This window comes from Mucilaginibacter sp. SJ (assembly GCF_028993635.1).
In the GTDB taxonomy this organism is placed as follows: Bacteria; Bacteroidota; Bacteroidia; order Sphingobacteriales; family Sphingobacteriaceae; genus Mucilaginibacter.
The window spans coordinates 1,232,652-1,251,570 of record NZ_CP118631.1; the positions used below are offsets into that span (position 1 = coordinate 1,232,652).

At 42.0% G+C, this 18,919-nt stretch carries 14 protein-coding genes; 6 read left to right on the plus strand and 8 right to left on the minus strand.

Annotated features, from left to right (window positions below):
• Window positions 1–45: 45 nt before the first annotated feature.
• The 5 genes from MusilaSJ_RS04845 to MusilaSJ_RS04865 all read right to left on the minus strand — a co-directional run bounded on the left by MusilaSJ_RS04845 (window position 46) and on the right by MusilaSJ_RS04865 (window position 10,112).
• Window positions 46–2,466 (minus strand): ABC transporter permease, encoded by a 2,421-nt coding sequence (locus tag MusilaSJ_RS04845; RefSeq protein ID WP_274988927.1) that lies wholly within the window; start codon window positions 2,464–2,466, stop codon window positions 46–48.
• A 76-nt stretch (window positions 2,467–2,542) separates the two neighbouring features.
• Complete coding sequence (locus MusilaSJ_RS04850) at window positions 2,543–4,933, minus strand: ABC transporter permease (protein WP_274988928.1); 2,391 nt, start codon at window positions 4,931–4,933, stop codon at window positions 2,543–2,545.
• A 277-nt stretch (window positions 4,934–5,210) separates the two neighbouring features.
• Window positions 5,211–7,541 carry an ABC transporter permease gene (locus MusilaSJ_RS04855; protein WP_274988929.1) on the minus strand — a complete coding sequence of 777 codons (2,331 nt, stop codon included), beginning with the start codon at window positions 7,539–7,541 and terminating at the stop codon, window positions 5,211–5,213.
• Between the two features lie 505 nt (window positions 7,542–8,046).
• A complete protein-coding gene (locus MusilaSJ_RS04860) occupies window positions 8,047–8,724 on the minus strand; it encodes an ABC transporter ATP-binding protein (RefSeq protein ID WP_090525339.1) in 678 nt (225 codons plus the stop codon).
• 131 nt (window positions 8,725–8,855) lie between these two features.
• A complete protein-coding gene (locus MusilaSJ_RS04865) occupies window positions 8,856–10,112 on the minus strand; it encodes an efflux RND transporter periplasmic adaptor subunit (protein ID WP_091163814.1) in 1,257 nt (418 codons plus the stop codon).
• Between the two features lie 513 nt (window positions 10,113–10,625).
• Here MusilaSJ_RS04865 and MusilaSJ_RS04870 point away from each other — a divergent pair.
• The 3 genes from MusilaSJ_RS04870 to MusilaSJ_RS04880 are packed head-to-tail and all read left to right on the plus strand — an operon-like array spanning window position 10,626 to window position 13,961.
• The gene (locus MusilaSJ_RS04870) at window positions 10,626–11,984 is read left to right on the plus strand and encodes a sigma-54-dependent transcriptional regulator (RefSeq protein WP_274988930.1); all 1,359 of its coding nucleotides are present in this window, start codon (window positions 10,626–10,628) and stop codon (window positions 11,982–11,984) included.
• On the plus strand, window positions 11,974–13,320 hold the full coding sequence (locus MusilaSJ_RS04875) for a sensor histidine kinase (protein ID WP_274988931.1): 1,347 nt from the start codon (window positions 11,974–11,976) through the stop codon (window positions 13,318–13,320). The genes MusilaSJ_RS04870 and MusilaSJ_RS04875 overlap by 11 nt, the downstream gene beginning before the upstream one ends.
• A gap of 44 nt (window positions 13,321–13,364) precedes the next feature.
• Window positions 13,365–13,961, plus strand: a complete 597-nt coding sequence (locus tag MusilaSJ_RS04880) for an NADPH-dependent FMN reductase (RefSeq protein WP_274988932.1) — start codon at window positions 13,365–13,367, stop codon at window positions 13,959–13,961.
• A gap of 122 nt (window positions 13,962–14,083) precedes the next feature.
• Here the strand turns inward: MusilaSJ_RS04880 and MusilaSJ_RS04885 are convergent, their stop codons facing one another.
• Window positions 14,084–14,743, minus strand: a complete 660-nt coding sequence (locus MusilaSJ_RS04885; protein ID WP_274988933.1) for a YceH family protein — start codon at window positions 14,741–14,743, stop codon at window positions 14,084–14,086.
• 112 nt (window positions 14,744–14,855) lie between these two features.
• Here MusilaSJ_RS04885 and MusilaSJ_RS04890 point away from each other — a divergent pair, with 112 nt between their 5' ends.
• On the plus strand, window positions 14,856–15,665 hold the full coding sequence (locus MusilaSJ_RS04890; protein WP_274988934.1) for an MBL fold metallo-hydrolase: 810 nt from the start codon (window positions 14,856–14,858) through the stop codon (window positions 15,663–15,665).
• Here MusilaSJ_RS04890 and MusilaSJ_RS04895 read toward each other — a convergent pair whose 3' ends face one another.
• Together MusilaSJ_RS04895 and MusilaSJ_RS04900 are read right to left on the minus strand one after the other, a co-directional pair.
• Window positions 15,666–16,448 carry a M90 family metallopeptidase gene (locus MusilaSJ_RS04895; RefSeq protein WP_274988935.1) on the minus strand — a complete coding sequence of 261 codons (783 nt, stop codon included), beginning with the start codon at window positions 16,446–16,448 and terminating at the stop codon, window positions 15,666–15,668.
• Between the two features lie 15 nt (window positions 16,449–16,463).
• Entirely contained in the window at window positions 16,464–17,168 is a 705-nt protein-coding gene (locus tag MusilaSJ_RS04900; protein ID WP_274988936.1) for a DUF92 domain-containing protein, read from the minus strand.
• 60 nt (window positions 17,169–17,228) lie between these two features.
• Between MusilaSJ_RS04900 and MusilaSJ_RS04905 the strand changes: the two genes are divergently transcribed.
• Entirely contained in the window at window positions 17,229–17,918 is a 690-nt protein-coding gene (locus MusilaSJ_RS04905) for a class I SAM-dependent methyltransferase (RefSeq protein ID WP_274988937.1), read from the plus strand.
• A 74-nt stretch (window positions 17,919–17,992) separates the two neighbouring features.
• The gene (locus tag MusilaSJ_RS04910) at window positions 17,993–18,847 is read left to right on the plus strand and encodes a pirin family protein (RefSeq protein ID WP_274988938.1); all 855 of its coding nucleotides are present in this window, start codon (window positions 17,993–17,995) and stop codon (window positions 18,845–18,847) included.
• Window positions 18,848–18,919: the final 72 nt, after the last annotated feature.

The window sequence follows — 18,919 nt, forward strand, 5'->3', positions numbered from 1 at the left end:
CATTGGTATCAAGCTGTATAGCTGCTTACTGCCACTGCAAACTGCCTACTCGTTTTTAAGGCTATTAACCGGGTTTGCCAATGCTGCTTTTATAGATTGGAAACTTACTGTAGCCACAGCTATTATTATAGCTACTACGCCTGCCAGCGCCAGCACCCACCATTGTATACTGATGCGGTAAGCGAAATCCTGCAGCCATTTGTTCATTAAATACCAGGCTAAAGGGGTTGTAATGGCTATGGAGATCAATACCAGCTTTATAAAATCTTTGGATAAGGTATTCACTATGGCAGATACACTTGCACCGAGTACTTTACGGATCCCGATTTCTTTGGTGCGTTGTTCTGCAGCATAAGCGGCTAAGCCAAACAAGCCAAGGCAGGCAATGGAAATAGCCAGCACCGTAAATATGATGGATATGGTGCCGGTACGCTGCTCAGCACGATAATTAGCATCAAAATCCTGATCCATAAAAGAATAGCTAAACTGGCTTTGGGTCATGCCCTGCCATTTGCTTTTTATCTGATCGACGAGAGCAGGTAAATTAGTTGTATTTACCCTGATACTCAGGTTTCCACTGTCTTCGTCCATTAAAAAAATCATTGGGCTGATATTTTCCCTCAGCGAGTTGAAATTAAAATCTTTAACCACACCTATGATGTGATAAGCTTTTACATGATCACGGTTGCCATCCATATTACGGTACAGGATTTTATTGACCGGATTGGTAAAGCCTAAAAATTTAGCTGCTGTTTCATTGATCACTAATCCGGTGGAATCCGTTGACATACTTGCCGAAAAATCGCGCCCGGCAGAGATCTTCATACCCAGGGTGCTGATATAGTCCGCGTCTACCCGCCAGCTTTGCGGAAACAAAGCAGTTTTTTGATCGGCTGCCGCTTCTTTATAAAAAATGGACGTTCCCCTGTTTTTACCGGTTGGCAAATAACCCGTCAAAGTAGCATTAACTACACCTTGGATTTGCTTTACCTCATTTTTAAAGGTTTTGGCATGGCTGCCCAATTCAAATGCATTATTGATAACAAGTACCTGATTGCGGTTATAACCCAGGTTTTTGGTTTGAATATAATTGAGCTGGTTATAAATAACGATGGTACCAATAATGAGGAATATTGAAATAGAAAACTGGAATACAACCAGTACACTCCTAAGCCAGCTGCCTTTGAAACCGCCGGCAAGTTTACCGCTAAGCACATTAATTGGCTGAAATGCCGAAAGAAAAAAAGCAGGATATGATCCGGCAGCAAAACCTACCACCAGTACAATCAATAGTAAAGCAGGCAGCAACCAGGTTAAGGTTTGCGCGCCAACAACCAACTCCTTGCCCGATACCTGATTAAACAGCGGCAATAAAAGTAATACAGTAAAAAACGCTATAACTGCCGCTGCCAAAGTCACCAATACCGATTCGGTTAAAAACTGGGCTATTAAATATTTACGCGGGGAACCTAAAACCTTGCGTACACCAACCTCCCTGGCCCTGCTGGCCGAACGAGCTGTTGAAAGGTTCATAAAGTTGATGCCTGCTATAAGTAATATGAATATGGCAATGGCCGAAAATATATAAACATACTGCGCTGAGCTATTGCTGCCCAACTCACCGGTACGGTTTGAGTGCAAATGGATATCGGTTAAAGGAGTGAGGTTAAGCCTGAAATAACTGCCGCTTTTTTCAAAATCGGCAATATTGACGTGCAAGGCCGTTTGCATTTGCCCTTCGCTGTATTTTTTCAGCAAAGCAGCCAGTTTTTTCTCAAATAACTTATAATCTGTACCTGGTTTCAAAACCACATAGGTATTGTAGTCGCTTCTTAACCATTCGGGAGATTTGCTATCAGGCCAGCTTATCATCGACATAAAAAAATCGAAATGAAAGTGCGATTGCTTCGGTAAATCCTTTATCACTCCTGTAATCTTTAACAATTGATTGTTATCGATGGAGAGTGTTTTGCCTACAACGTTGGTACTGTTAAAGTACTTTTGGGCTGTAGTTTCGGTAATCACCACGGTGTTAGGCTCTTTCAAAGCCGTAGCCGGATTACCATTAATCATGGGTAGGGTAAACACGTTAAAAACCGATGGGTCGGCAAAAACGGTACCGTACTCAAGAATACTTTCGTTACCTTTTTTTACGTGGAAACCTCCTGCTGCCTTAAGCCGGGTTACTTCCTCCACCTCAGGGAGATCCGTTTTTAATGCCTGAGCCAACGGCGGCATCGCAACGGCATAAAGTACATTATTGTTGCCAAATTTAAGATCTTCATTAACCCGGTACGTGCGATCAGCTTTCTCATTAAACCGATCATAACTCAACTCATCGGCTACGTATAGCACAATCATAAGGCAGGTGGCCAAGCCAAGGGCCAGTCCCAATATATTTATAACCGTAAACCCCACGTTTTTGCGCAGGGTACGGAAAGCTGTTTTTAAGTAATTTTTAAACATGGTTCATTGGTTCAATTGTTCATTAGTTCATTGGTTTTATCAAGCTGTATAACCGCTTACAGCCACTGCAAACTGCCTACTCGTTTTTAAGGCTTTTAGCCGGATTAGCATTTGCTGCCCTTACTGATTGCACACTTACTGTTACAAAAGCGATAATCACGGAGAGGATACCTGCTACCGCGAAGATCCACCAGTTAATATCAACCCGGTAAGCAAAACTTTGTAACCATTTGCTCATGCCATACCAGGCCAGCGGCGAGGCAATTAATGTGGATATCACCACCAGTTTCATCAAATCTTTTGACAACAGGGTAACTATGGAGGTTACACTTGCACCCAAAACTTTCCTGATGCCGATTTCTTTTACCCTTTGTTCGGCAGTAAAGGTTACCAGGCCGAAAAGCCCAAGACAAGCAATACTAATTGCCAACACGGTGAATATGAACAGGATGCTGCCTTGCTTTTGCTCTGACCGATATTGTTTGGCAAAATTCTGATCAAGAAAATGAAACTCTGCCTTGTTTTCAATATCAAACCTGCCGTAAACATTACTGATATAATTGAGCGTGGACGGGATATTATTTTTGCCTATGCGCACGTACATATTATCCTCATCATTAACAGTAGCAGGCAGGTGTAGTACCATAGATGATACTTTATGCTGCAGCGAATAGGTATTGAAGTCCTTAACTACGCCGATGATCTTTTGTGTAATTACATTTCCATTTTCATCCACCCCGGTACGTACCGATTTCCCGACAGCATCTTTCCATCCCATTTCATTCACAAGCGTTTGATTAACGATGATGGATTCTTTCTGATCAGTCGCCATCGAGGTTGAAAAATTCCGTCCTTTAGCCAGCCTGATTTGTAAGGTTGGTATAAAATCTTCATCAACAACCAGGCTCTCCACCACCTTTGAATCAGCGTTGCTTTTACCATCAGCACCGATATTGAATTTCACGGTGCCAATATCGTTATTGCCTATCGGGTTACCCGCTATACCCACAGCCTCAACGGCAGGGTTTTGCAACAGCTGACTTTTAATAGCTGCTATTTTAGTACGGGCTGATTTATCATGAATATGAAAAGTAAGGGTTTGCGCCTTGTTAAAGCCGAGGTCTTTGTTCATTACATAATGTAGCTGCCGGTAAATAATGCACGAACCGGCTATCATCACAATGGTAATCACAAACTGAAACACCACTAATACCTTTCTGAAAATTAAAGTAGCAGCCTGGCTGCCCATTTGCCCTTTCATAGCAGTAATGGTTTGAAAACCCGAAAGGAACAAGGCCGGGTATAAGCCACTCAAAATACCCGTAAGCAAAGCAAACAGCGTAAATACGATAACCGTTTTACCAATACCGAATTGAAACAGAATCAAATTCTTGCCTGATAGCTGGTTAAAATAAGGTAGTAAAAACTGTACCATCACCGCTGCCACCAGGGTAGCAACGCCGGTAAGCAATACCGATTCGGCAAAGAACATGGTTATTAGCTGTTTTTTGCTTGATCCGATCACCTTGCGTACGCCAATCTCTTTGATTCTTACCGATGAACGTGCGGTAGTTAGATTTACGTAATTGATAACCGCGATTGCCAGGATTAGCAGGGCTACTACACCAAACACATAGATATAGGTAATGTTACCAACACTCCCAAGCTCATAATCAAGGTTTGAATGCAGGTGGATGGAAGTAAGCGGCTGCAGTTCCATTGTAAATTGCATTGGGCCAAGCGTACCTTTTATATATTTATTGAAGAAAGCATCCGAGCTTGCCTCTATCTTTTTATAATCGTCCGGATTTTTGAGCAGTAAATAGGTGTAAATACCCGCATTGCCCCATTTATCAATATAACCATCAGGAAAAGAGCGCAGAGCTTCAAAACTGAACTGGGAATTTATCGGTACATCATTTATTATGGCGGTGACTGTATTAGGATTATTTTCGATAAGTACCGTTTTATCCAAAGCGTCGGCGGTGTTGCCAAACAATTTTTCGGCCAGTGTTTTGGTAAGTACAATGCTGTTAGGTTTACTTAAGGCAGAGGCAGCATCGCCGGATAAAAAGTGATGAGTAAAGATATTAAAAAAGCCCTTATCGGTAAAAAGCATGGCGCCTTCATTAATTTGCTTTTCACCATAGCTTATTTTACCACCGCCTTCAGCATCAATGCGGATAGCATCTTCCACTTCGGGATAGTCGTTTTTTAAAGCGGGGGCGTATGGGGCCGATGTAACTGCAAGGTTAAACCTGCCGCCGTTCCATGCCCCATGTTGTACAACCCGGAAAACCCTGTCGGCCTTTTCATTGTATCGGTCATAGCTCCATTCGTCGATAATATACAAGGCGATGAGCCAAAAGGCAGCAACGCCAATAGCCAACCCTAAAATATTGATAAATGAAAATACTTTATGTTTGAGGAGGTTTCTCCAGGCTATTTTAATATAGTTGCGCAACATCGGTAAATGGTTTATACCACTAAAATATTAAAACCCGTACCAAATATTCAATTAATTAAAAATCAGATATTTATATAAAAAACACCAATTAAAACCGTACGATAATGAAACACATGTAGTACGGATGTGAACGATTGTTAAGGTTAAAGGCAAAAGGGAAAGGCTTTGAAATTGGGATTTTAATCAATTTTGTTCTTCATTTCGCCTTTAACCTTTCGCCTCTTAAATCATACTTTTCTGGCGCAAGTATTGAGCGGTTGCCGGAGCGTAGACCAATCTATTCGTTTTTCAAACTCTTAACCGGATTACTCAACGCCGCTTTGATAGCCTGCCAGCTTACCGTAAGCAGGCAAACTACCATACTAATCCCTATAGTGACAATAAATACCCAGGCACTTATATCTGTACGGTAGGTATAATGCTGCAACCATTTGCTCATGTTGTACCAGCTCAGGGCCGAGCCAATAATAAATGAAATAACCACGAGTATTAAAAACTCTCTCGACAGGTTGAACCACAAACTACTGATGCTTGCGCCTAATACTTTACGGATACTGATCTCCTTTTTACGCTGTTCGGCCGAGAACGAAGCTAAACCAAACAAGCCGAGACAGGATATAATAATGGCCAGCACAGTAAACGAACTCGACAACGTACCCAACAGCTTTTCATTTTCAAATTTGCCGCTGAAGTTTTCGTCAACAAACTTGTATTCAAATGGATATTCGGGGTTATATTTTTTATAAATGTCGCCAATTGTAGCAAGGCTCTTTGATATCGGAGCATTCGGATTTAAACGAATACCAAGCTGACCTGCCCAACCTTTATCAAAACCAATAATAGCAGGCTTCACGGGTTCATATGGCGATCCCCAAACAAAATCTTTAACAATACCAACCACGGTACAATTACGGCCCTGCCATTTCACTATCTGCCCAAGCGGATCTTTTAAGCGCATTAGTTTAACAGCCGATTCGTTCATAATGAGCGACAGTGAGTCAGCCATCCGACCTGGTATATAATCACGCCCTTTTATCAATTCAAGCTTATAAGTTGAAATAAAATGAAATGAAGTAACAATCTGGTCAATAGGTATTTTGTCCTCGCCAGGTAGCTGCCCGGGCCAGTTAATGCCCCAACTGCTGCTGCCGTTACTGGCTATACTGCCCGATGTTTCTGCAGCATCAACAGCGGCTCCCGCGTTAATTATATCCGTTCTGAAGTTTTCATATTCTTTATATAAATTGCCATCTAATGAGATCTCTATAAGTCCATTTTGTGAATAACCTACCGGGCGGTCTTTAATGTAGTTGATCTGTTTATAAATCAGGATACTTGAAAGTATAAGACATGTAGCAAATACAAATTGTACAATAACCAATACCTGTCTTGAGTGCAGCGTTTTTCTACCCGTTTTGTTAGCGCCCTTTAAAACTTTTACCGGTTTAAACGACGACAAGAATAAAGCCGGGTAACTACCTGCCAATAAACCTGTTATCAGGGTTACTAATATAGCGGCTCCCCATGTCCACGCATTGCTATAAGGAATTGTTAGTTGCTTGTGTATGATTTCGTTAAAATAGCCAAGCGTTGATGCTATTATTACCAGTGCAACAACAAGCGAAATTATAGCGGTTAGGATTGATTCGCCTAAAAACTGCTGGACAATGGCTATTCTCCGCGCACCCACAACTTTACGGATCCCAACCTCGCGGGAACGACGTTCAGACCGCGCAGTAGAAAGGTTCATAAAGTTGATACAGGCAATAAGCAAAATGCCTATTGCAAGAAACAGGAATAAACGCACATATTCAATTGCGCCGCCTGTATTTACTCCATTTTTGAACTCGCTGTGCAGGTGCCATTTGGCAAATGGAAACAAAAACAGTTGATTTTCTTTATTATGGTCGTCATAACGACCAATTAACTTTTTGATTTCCAGATTAAGCTTATCTATATTAACACCAGGCTTAAGCATAACATAAGTTTTGAACGAATAATTACCCCAGCCCGATGTTTTCACCCAGCCATTGTCAGCTTCATAAAGTTTCCATGAAATGAGCGCGTTAAACCTGAACGTAGAATTCCGGGGCAGATCTTTGTAAACAGCACTCACTTTTACCAGCCGCGAACCATTTAACTTAACAGTCTTACCTATAGGATCAACATCGCCAAAAACGGCCTTTACTGCCGATTCGGACATGATAACTGACGACATATCCCTGAAAGCATCTTTTTTGTTACCCTTTACAAAATCAAGTGTAAACATATTCAGAAATGACTCGTCGGCCGCAATGGTATTTACTTTTAACGGTTTATTGTTGTAATTAAACAGTTGATCGTATGACCAGTTTGCACGGGCAGCATACTCAACCTCCGGATAGTCTTTTTGCAGCGCGGCAGCAATCTGCACGGGTGTGGCATCTCCCGTGTTTATTTCGCCATTTGAAGGCTGATTGCGCATTACCTTATACAGCCTGTCTTTATTTTCATGAAACCCATCATAAGTAAATTCATTATAAACATATAACAGCAACATAAAGCTCACGGCCATGCCAACACCCAAACCTCCAATGTTGATGGCCGAATAAAGTTTGTTTTTAATCAAACTCCGCCACGCGATTTTTAAATAGTTCTTAAACATATGTTTTATTTCATTAGTCATTGGTCATTAAGTCATTACCTGTCGCCTGCGCAATTAGTCATTCAAAATGACTTAATGGAGAGCAACCGATGACTTATATGATAATTATTCAGATCGTAAACTCTTCACCGGGTTAGTCAACGCCGCTTTAATAGCCTGGAAACTTACCGTAGCGAAGGCTATAATAACGGTAAGGCCGATGATATTTAAGGCGCTAAAACTTGGTGTTAACTAAGTTTCGCTATGCGGTTTTCGGGTAGTTTTTAAACATAGGAATAGCTCTTAAATAACAAAAACGCTCTAACACGCCCTTCTCCACAAATGCGGAGAAGGGCGCAGAGGCACTTATTAACTTATCTATAAACTGATTTCGGGGGGCGCGCTGGTCTAAGTCAAAAGTAGTTAGTTTTAAGTCGGAAGTTATTTTCTTACCATGAACTATAAACCATTAACCATGAACTCAATAAAACTAAACCATGATATTTTCCATCACGGTTTGTCCGTCAAGCAGGCGTATAATGCGGTGACTGTAACGGGCATCATGCTCAGAGTGCGTAACCATGATAATGGTAGTTCCCTGTTCGTTCAAATCGGTAAGCAGCTCCATTACATCGTTACCGTTACTGCTATCCAGGTTACCGGTAGGCTCATCCGCAAGGATCAGCTTTGGCTTATTAACAACTGCACGGGCAATAGCCACACGCTGTTGCTGACCACCTGATAACTGCTGCGGATAGTGGTTGCGACGGTGCATGATCTGCATTTTGTCTAACACCTCTTCCACCCTTTTAACACGCTCTGACGCAGCTACCCCTGTGTAAATCAATGGCAATTCAACGTTTTCAAATACGGTAAGCTCATCAATAAGGTTAAAGCTCTGGAACACGAAACCGATGTTGTGTTTACGCAAATCGGCGCGTTTGCGCTCATTAAAATGCGCTACTTCAATTTCATTAAAAACATAGCTGCCGGCATCCGGATCATCAAGCATTCCTAAAATATTAAGCAGGGTTGATTTACCGCAGCCCGACGGGCCCATAATGGCTACAAACTCGCCTGTAGCCACTTCCATCGACAGCTTGTTTAACGCGATGGTCTCTACCTCTTCGGTACGGTAGAATTTCTCAAGATTAGAAATTTTTATCATTGGTGCCTCCGTTGTTCATCCCGCCTTTATGGCGATATGATTTGATTTTTTGTTTATTTAAATTTATTAATTATCTCTGTTATATATTATAATGACGCTTAAACAGCGCCGGGCGTTGCAGCCGGGTTACGTTATTTTTTCAGCACAAGCTCCTGAATATCACCATAGGTTTCATAACTTGAGGTAATAACCTTATCGCCCGGATTTAAGCCTTCTGTTACCACAAAATAATCGGGGCTCTGGCGTCCAAGCTGGATGTTTACTCTGTATGCTTTTGAACCATCTTCACTTACCTTAAAGATCCAGTTGCCGCCTGTTTGTTGGAAGAAACCGCCTTTAGGCACCAATACCGCCTGCATCTGATCGCTCAATGCCAGCCTTACCTGCAGCGTTTGGCCTTTACGGATGCCGGTTGGCACCTTGCCTACGAACTGCATATCAACCTGGAAACTACCTGTTGTTTTAACCTGGGTATATACCTTTTTTATAACCAGGTTATAGGTTTGATCGGCAAACTGAAAATCGCCTTTCAGGCCTGTGTAAATACGCGACAGATAGTGCTCATCAATATCAACCCTAACTTTAAAGCCCGATTGTACGTCTATCTGCCCCAAATGCTCGCCCTTATTTTTGCTCTGACCTACTTCGGCATCCATTGAGGTTAACTGACCATCGGTAGGCGCCACCAATACTAAACCGGCCACTTTTTTTCGCATCAGTTCAAGCGTAGTTTTCATGTGGGCATATTGTTCCTGTGATTGCGAAGCCTGTTGCTTAACCAGTGCTGTATCCTGCCTAAGAATCTGTTTAGCCAATTTGTAGCGATTTACCTGGTAATCGTAGGTGTTTTTGGCTGATTGATATTCCTGCAGGCCGATGGCTTTCTGATCATATAAATGTTTGTCCAACTTGTAAATCCTTTCAGCCTCTTTATATGCATTCTCCACATCGGCCATAGTATTTAGCTTGCTGATGGTATTTTGCTGTGCATTGTTATGGGAGATCTGCATTTGGGTTTGCTCGGCATAAACCGCGGTTTCCTGGTTAGCTAAAGTAAGCTCAAGATCGGTATTAGACATTCTCAGGATCCGGTCACCTTTTTTAAGGTTAGCTCCGTCTTCAACGTATTTTTCTTCAACAACACCGCCTTCAGATGCATCAAGAAATATGGTAGTTAGCGGCATAACCACGCCGTTAACCGGTATAAATTCCTGGAAAGGACCTTTGGTAATAGTACTTATAGTTAAGCGTTCGGTATCAACATCAAGCTTGCTTTTACCCGATGTAAGATAAATACTGCCGCCTATTAGTAAAATAATGCCTGTAATACCTGCAATGGTAAGTATCTTTTTGCTGTTCCAGGTCTTTTTCTCAATTTTTCTGTCCACTGTATTTCTATAATATTTTGAAAGTTATAACAAAAAGATATGCCACAAATTAAAATACTGTTTTTCAATCATTTAAACACAAAACACAGTATTTAAGCGTACGCTTCTGTTACATCAGGTGTACGGTATTGATACAGTGTTTTTTCACCTATTAATAGCCTGTTATATGCAAATACAGATTAGCACTTCACTGTGAAGCATTTATATCATATACTGCATAAAATGCGGGTATTTAGCACAAAAATTGTAACAGATAGTGTCATTAGCGAGTCTTTAATTTATTGTTCATAGTTAAATGGTTTTAGCGTATAGTTCATATAGTTGATGGCAACAATGCTAAAAGTTTATTTAGGTAGCTTCGATAAAGAGATACAATTTAATATAAAATTTATAACTTTTATTAAATTGACGTCCTCAATAAATAAGATGCTATTTTTATTTTGAACTAAATAATCATGTGCCCTCGTTTTGAAGACCATGAACAATTATCTATGAACTATTAACTAAAAATAAATGATACTTAAAAAAGCCACCGTTTTAATTGTTGATGACGATCCGGACGTACTTACCGCGGTTAAACTTTTGCTAAAACCAGAAGCCCGGGAAATCATCACCGAAAAGAACCCTGAAAACCTGAACTGGCTGCTGCAACGTAACGAGGTTGATCTGATTTTGCTTGACATGAACTTTAACAGCGCCATAAATACCGGCAACGAAGGATTGTACTGGCTGCGTAAAGTAAAAGAATGGAAACCTGACGTTTGCGTGATCATGATAACCGCTTATGGTGATATTGACCTTGCCGTCCGTTCGCTTAAAGAAGGCGCCAATGATTTTGTAGTAAAGCCATGGCATAACGAAAAGCTGATAAACACTATAAAAGATCTTTTGGATAAAAAAGAAGGTGGAACAAAAATCACCAAAACCCCTGTAAAAAGCACTGCGGGAGACACTTCTATCCTTGGTGAATCGGACGTGATGCAGGATATTTTTTATAAGGTGAACAAGATAGCCCCTACCGATGCCAATATCCTGATTCTTGGGGAGAACGGTACTGGTAAAGATCTTATGGCAAAAGCAATTCATGAACGTTCGCTCCGTGCCGATAAACCATTTGTTAAGGTAGATGTGGGCGCTTTGACTGATACCCTATTTGAAAGCGAATTATTCGGTCATAAGAAAGGTGCTTTTACAGATGCACGGGAAGACCGCATGGGCCGTTTTGAAGAAGCCCAGGGCGGTACGTTGTTTTTAGATGAGATTGGCAATATCAGTTTGCAGCAGCAGGCCAAATTGCTAACCATTTTACAAAACCGCCAGGTAACCCGATTGGGCACCAACAAACCTGTTGACGTGGATATCAGGCTCATTTGCGCTACAAACGTACCTTTGAGTGAACTGGCGAATGAAAACAAGTTCCGTAAGGATTTGATCTATCGTATCAATACTGTCGAGATCAATATGCCGCCGCTGCGCCGCCGTAATGAGGATATTGTAATATTGGCCCGCCATTTTGCGAAATTATACGCAAGTAAATACCTTAAGCCATCAATGGACTTTGATACGGCAGCTATTAACAAGCTTAAATCGTACAATTTTCCGGGGAATGTGCGTGAATTACAATATACTATTGAGCGTGCCGTAATCATGGCCGATGATAGCACATTGAGGCCCGACGATCTGATTTTTTCGATACTGGAAACCTCAACAGAAAGCGTAGTTGATGCCGATAATATTCCGTTGAGTGCCCTTGAGAAGAACGCGATATTACGGGTTATTGAAAAACACAACGGCAACATTACCCGTGCAGCCAAAGAGCTTGGCCTTACCCGCACCGCTTTATACCGAAGATTAAGCAAATATGATATTTAACCGTTATGAGTGGCGGCTTTTGCTGCGTGTATTTTTATTGCTGATTGTACTTATCGTTACGGCTTTTGTTATAGTAAGCCTTAATCAGCTGTTGTACCTCGTGATCCTGTTGCCCCTGGTTGCTTACTCGGTGGTGGATATGATCCGTTTTCAGAAAAAGGCACAGGACGAAGTAAATCAGTTTGTAGAGTCGATCCATTACCGTGATTTTTCCCGCCATTTTGATGTACGCAAGGCACCCAATGAGCTTAAGCCCCTGCGTAAAGGTTTTAACGATATCAATACCACATTCAAACTAATAAGCCGCGAACGCGAAACACAATATCATTACTTGCAAAAGATCCTTGAACTGGTAGATACCGGTATTTTATCCTACGAAGAAGAAACCGGCGAAACCGGCTGGATCAATGAAGCTTTTAAAACCATAATCGGGGTGCCCTATCTAAAAACGGTGCATTCGCTCGAAAAACGCGAACCATCATTGTATGCCGAACTGATTAAACTTAAGCCGGGCGATAGTAAGATCATCACGGTAACCCGTAACCAACAACAGGTTAAAATACTGGTGAACGCCAGCCTGATGCGCAGCGATGATAAACTATACAAACTCATCGCTTTTCAAAACGTAAACGAAGCTTTGGATGAAACGGAGTCGAAAGCGTGGTCGAAATTGCTTAATGTAATGACGCATGAGATCATGAACTCCGTAGCTCCTATTTCTTCCCTCGCGGATACGCTCAAGAACCGCCTGCAAAGCCCTGATATTGCCGAAAGTCTGCCTCACAGCGATTTGGAAGATATTGAGCTTGGTATCGATACCATCAAGCGCCGCAGCGAAGGCCTGCTTAAGTTTACCGAAAGCTACCGCAGCCTCAATAAGATCACCAAACTTGATCTGAACAAGATCATGGTGCGCAATATATTCGAGAACCTCAACAGCTTGATGACGCCTACCCTTGAGAAAAAGAAGATAGAACTTGAGATTATCCTGCGCGATCCGACACTTGCCATTGAAGCCGATATTAACCTCATTGAACAGGTGATGATCAATTTGCTGGTTAACGCTATTGAAGCTGTAAAAGACCGCGAAACACCGCGCATCACGCTTACGGCTGAGATTCAGGGTGGAAAAACCTTTGTAAAAGTTATCGATAATGGATTAGGCATGCCACCCGAACTGCTCGACAAAATCTTTATCCCTTTCTTCAGTACCCGTAAAACAGGCAGCGGTATTGGCTTAAGCCTGTGTAAACAGATCATGCTGTTACACAAGGGAAATATTCAAGTTCAATCAACCGAGGGGAAAGGTTCGGCGTTTATATTATCTTTCGTATAACCCCCAGCCCCCTGAAGGGGGAGCTTTTGATTAGCATCCTTTATATGACATTAGGAAAACTTACGAAGTTTTGGAAACTTCGTAAGTTTGGTTCTACAACGTCTGCTTTCATGAATTATAAAGGCAATATTTTCGCTATTTCCGGTAGCTTAAGAACCGGTTCATCCAATCATAATATTTTGAAGTTTTTAGGTAGATTAATTCCGGCTGATATCAACTATTCTATATATGATAGACTGGCAGATATACCTCCGTTTGATCCAGGGCTTGACCACGAATATCCACCAGAATCAGCTTCAGAGTTGCGAAGCTTGATGAAAGATACATCAGGCATTATTATCTGCACCCCGGAGTATGCATTTGGAGTTCCCGGTCAGCTTAAAAACATGTTGGATTGGATGGTCTCGAGCGGTTCGTTGGTTGATAAACCTGTAGCTTTAGTTACCGCGTCATCAGTTGGCAGTCATGCGCATGAGGCACTGCTCCTGACACTTCGGGCGCTTTCGGCAAAAGTAACAGCAGGAGCAACTTTGCTTATTCCTTTTATCAGGAGTAAAATAGATGTGAATGGGAATATTACAGATGAGCAAACTGAGGGGGCTTTGCGGGATGTAATGGAAGTATTTTTAAAAGAAATATAGCCATGAAAAGCCTGCACGTCATGCTGAATTTATTTCAGCACCCCACAGGACAGGTAGACGCCCAGATTAGCAGGCGGCTTAGCAAATGAGGTGTTGAAACAAGTTCAACATGACCATAATTTTTACTCCACTCCCAATTCCCTCAGCAACCTGCCCACAATTTCTTTCAACTCAGCAATTTCCTGTTCTGCTTTAGCCAAACGGGCTTCCATTGCTGATGAAGACGGACGACCGCTTGGTTCATCGGCAAAGTCATCGTCATTAAATTCAGGCACTCCGGCTAATAAATGCGCATACCGCACTTCCTTTTGGCCCGGGCGTTTTGGCAACTGTACTATATAAGGCATTTCTCCCCCGGCCAATTTATCCAGGATTTCCTGTACCTCCTCTATCGATTCAAATTCGTACATGCGGCCGCTGTTAGTATTCAATTCACCGGGCGTTTGAGGACCGCGAAGAATCAGCAGGCAAATCAGCGCTACTTCTGATGGTATCACCGGAAACACAATAGCAAAATTGTGTTTGTATTTAATATTACGGATAGAACCGCCGGTAGCGGTGGATGTCAACCCGCGTCGTTTTAATGAGTTTAGCGCATTGATAACAGTATCATCATCATAATTGGTAACGGGCCTACGGGATGTTTTCTGGTTGCAGGCGGCCACCAGTCCGTTAAGGGTCATGGGATAATAATCGGGCGTGGTTTTGGCTTTTTCCATTAAAGTACCAAGTACGCGTAGTTCTTCGGCATCAAGTACGGGTAAAGTTTGCGGTGAATCCATGGGGCTAAATATAAGCAGGTTTTTATAGCGTCAAAAAAAATTGCTAATTTTCTGAATGCTAAAATCATTAGGATTAAAATAATAACATCAAAATAGTTTACTTTGCATTTCAATGTCTTTATTCATTACATCATTAAATTCGGGAAGTAACGGCAATTGCTATTACGTGGGGAACGATCAGGAGGCTATATTGGTTGATGTAGGCATTTCATGCCGCGAAACTGAAAAACGCATGACCCGGCTCGGGCTATCTATGCAAAAGGTAAAAGCCATTTTTGTATCGCATGAACATTCTGATCATATTCGCGGTATTCCGGTATTAGCAAAAAAATACCAACTGCCGGTTTACATTACCCCCGGAACATTGATGCACCTTAGCGGTGTAGATCATTTTAAAGTTCACCATCTGAGCGCATTCCAAACCGTACCTATAGGCGACCTGGAGGTAACTTCCTTCCCTAAAATACATGATGCATCTGAGCCGCACAGTTTTATGGTGACCTGCCGCGATGTTAAGGTTGGCGTATTTACCGACCTGGGAATAGTGTGCGACCAACTGATCCGCTATTTTAGCCAATGCCACGCTGCTTTTTTGGAAGCCAATTACGATGATAATATGCTGGATAAAGGCGGTTACCCTTATTACTTAAAACAACGCATCCGCGGCGGTAAGGGACATTTATCAAACAAACAGGCACTGAGTTTATTCATGACGCATCGTCCCCCGCACATGACCCACCTGCTGCTTTCGCATCTTTCCAAAAATAACAACGACCCTAAACTGGTAGAGGATTTGTTTACCAATTGTGCCGATGGTATTAATATCATCGTGGCTTCAAGGCACGAGGAAACACCGGTTTATTATATTAGCAGCACGGTTGTTCAGCATGAACCTTTGGGGCAGCTTGGTCTTGGCTTTTAGTCATACAATATCGCTATCAGCCAAATCCTGCGAGAACATCGAACTCAGCATATCGTAAAGCTCCGGGTGTTTATGTTTCAACTCGTTTGGCTTTTGAAAAAAGTATTCGGAAACAACGGCTAAAAATTCGGCTTCGTTAGTGATAGCATAAGGATTGATATCAGAACGCCCGGCTTCAATCTTGTGAATCTCCTCGTGGATCATCTTTAGCCATGGTAATATATATTCGTGTGCCAGCAGATTTTCAGGTACACCATCTGTAGCGCCGTCTGATTTATCAAGCAGGTGCACAAACTCATGAATAGCGGTATTCTCTTTCCCTGCCGAATTGCTGAAGCCTTTGGTTAAAGCCGCTCTTGAAAGGATCATCTGCCCGTTCATGTAACCTGAACCTACCATTCCTAAAATGCTCCTGTTTTCTCCTTCAAACTGAAACTCGCTGTCGAAAGTATCCGGGTAAAGGATCACATTGGTGAGGTTACGGTATCTCCAGTCGCCGAAGCCAAATATCGGGATTACAGCACTTGCGGCAATCATGATCTTATCCTCATCATTCACAGTAGTGCCAACGCCCTCGATAGTTATACCAGCTAAAAATCCGGCAACCTTTTGTTCAAAAAGAAGTTTTTGAGCAACGTTGAGATGCTGATAATAAGGGATGTACCGATCTAAAAGCGATTTATAATTCAATGTGGCAGCAGGCGTTTCATTTACCACTTTCTTTTTATTGAGTAAAAAGAATACGGCAAGTGCAATTACGATCAGAATGAGGATAGGAACCATTTATTAGAAATAAAATTACAAAACAAAGTACAACAACATAAACAAAGCGGCTATCAGGGTATTTAAAAAATTTACGGTATTGTTGTTGATTAGATTTTTTCTTTCCAACACAGCTCCTAAAACGGAATCTGTTAGATTACCGAGTGTACCTGCAACAATAATCCAGATGAGATTTGTTGTCCAACCCATTCCTATGGCATAAACAACAGCAATGATAACCGAGCCAATTACGCCAATTAAAGTACCCTCTAAGCTGATCACCCCATCAAGCCCGCGTAAATCCGGCTTTAGGGTTATAATATTGAAGAAACGTTTTCCGTAAACCGTCCCTAACTCTGATGACAGTGTATCGGCTGTTGCCGAAGCGAAGCTCGCGGCAATCATCAATTGTAAAACTTGAGTTTGGGCCGGAAAAACGAGGATCAAAATTCCGCATAAGGCAGCCGTACCGGCATTCGCTAAAACCTGCCCGGCTGTTCTCCCTCCTTTTTGATCTGCGTTTAAATCCTTCTTTGTTTTGCTTTGTACCGAAGTAGCTGCCGAACCTAAAATAAAAAAGATGGTCATCATGGCTAAACCTGTAAAGCCGGCACCGGCAAATACCAGGATGGCAACTGCAGCACCGGTTAATGCTGCTATAATAGTTAGCTTACGGGCCGATATACTGTATGTTACACCAGCTACTAAAATAAGTGCCAGCAAACCATAACTTAACCACATAGTCGATCAAAGGGATTAATGTAGCGCTAAATTAAACTTTCAATTCATACTTTTGGGCACATGAAAGATATACTGGGCCAGGCCATACATGATCATTATCATAAATCAGCTAACCATAAGCTCTGGATCAATAATCAATATGGCCCAAAAGAAGAAATGCCAATTGACGTTTATTTCAGGGATGAGGATGATATGCCAGATATTGAATGGCTGGCAATGAATGAATGCCGCGGAACAATATTAGACATCGGTGCCGGTGCGGGCAGCCACGCATTAGTACTGCAGGAACGCGGCTTTGACTGCGTTGCGCTGGATATATCACCTTTGGCATGTGAAGTAATGAAAGAGCGCGGCGTAAACAACGTGGTTAAAGGAGATATTTTTGCTTACGATGAGCAAAAATACGATACCCTGCTCCTGCTCATGAACGGGATTGGCCTTACCGGAACGCTTGCAAACCTGAAGGTATTTTTGCAACACATTAAACTGTTGCTTAATCCCGGCGGGCAGATCCTGTTTGACTCATCGGATATTGCTTATTTATATGAAGATGGCCTGCCGGAAAAAGGTTATTACGGTGAGCTACTTTATCAATATGAATACAATCGCCAAAAAACTGACTGGTTCCATTGGCTATATGTTGATGAAAAAACACTTGAGCCCATCGTTGCAGAAGCAGAATTTGATATGGAAGTGTTATTGGAGGATGAATTTAAACAGTATCTGGTGCGATTAACATTGAGCAAATAAAACCATAGTAATTTCTTGCCGGACAGGCTATATTAGTACGGAATAAGCTATTTTTATTCTTACAACATCATCCCATGAAAAAAGCTATCATCCATATTCTTGCCGGTCGCGAAAAGAAAATTACCGCCGAAGAAACCGTTCGCCAGCCTTTGCCGCACAAGGATTTTCGCTTTGCAAATCCCTTTATTGTATTGCACCACATGGGTCCCGAAGTAATAGAAGCCGGCCAAACCTTACGGATCCATCCGCATCCGCATCGTGGTTTTAGCCCATATACCATTATGCTGCAGGGCGAAGGTTATCATAAAGATAATGCAGGTAACGATGAGATTATTAAAGCCGGCGATGTACAATGGATGTTTGCCGGCAAAGGCATTATGCACAGCGAAGGCCCAACCGCCGAATTACTGCAAAAAGGCGGCGTTCAGGAACTTATTCAACTTTGGATCAATGCGCCCAAAACTAAAAAGTGGGATGAGCCTTTTTACCAGTCGGCCAGTGCCAACCAGTTACCCAAAGTACTCATTGGCGAAGGCCTCGATTTTAACCTTGCCAGCGGAGATTATGAAGGCAAAACCGGACCTATTAAAAACTTCACCCCGGTTATTTCTATCGTTGGTAAAATAGCTGAAGGCAAAGAGGTAAATTTCAAAGTCATACCCGGTTACTGGACATTACTTTATATTATAAAAGGCAGCGTTAATATAAATGAACAAGACATCCGTCAATACAGTCTAATTGTATTTGAAAAAGATAACGAAGAGATTTCAGTGATGGCTACCGAAGATTCGCAGGTACTATTCCTCTCGGCCGAACCTATTGACGAACCCGTATCAGCTAAGGATAATTTTGTAATGAATACGCCCGAAGAAATTGAGCAGGCATTATCCGATTATCAAAACGGTGTGTTCGGCACATTAAACTATTAAGAGTTCACAATAACTTTTGGTTATCACAGATTGCGTTTTATGATGAAAAACCGGCGGTAATTCGCCACACCT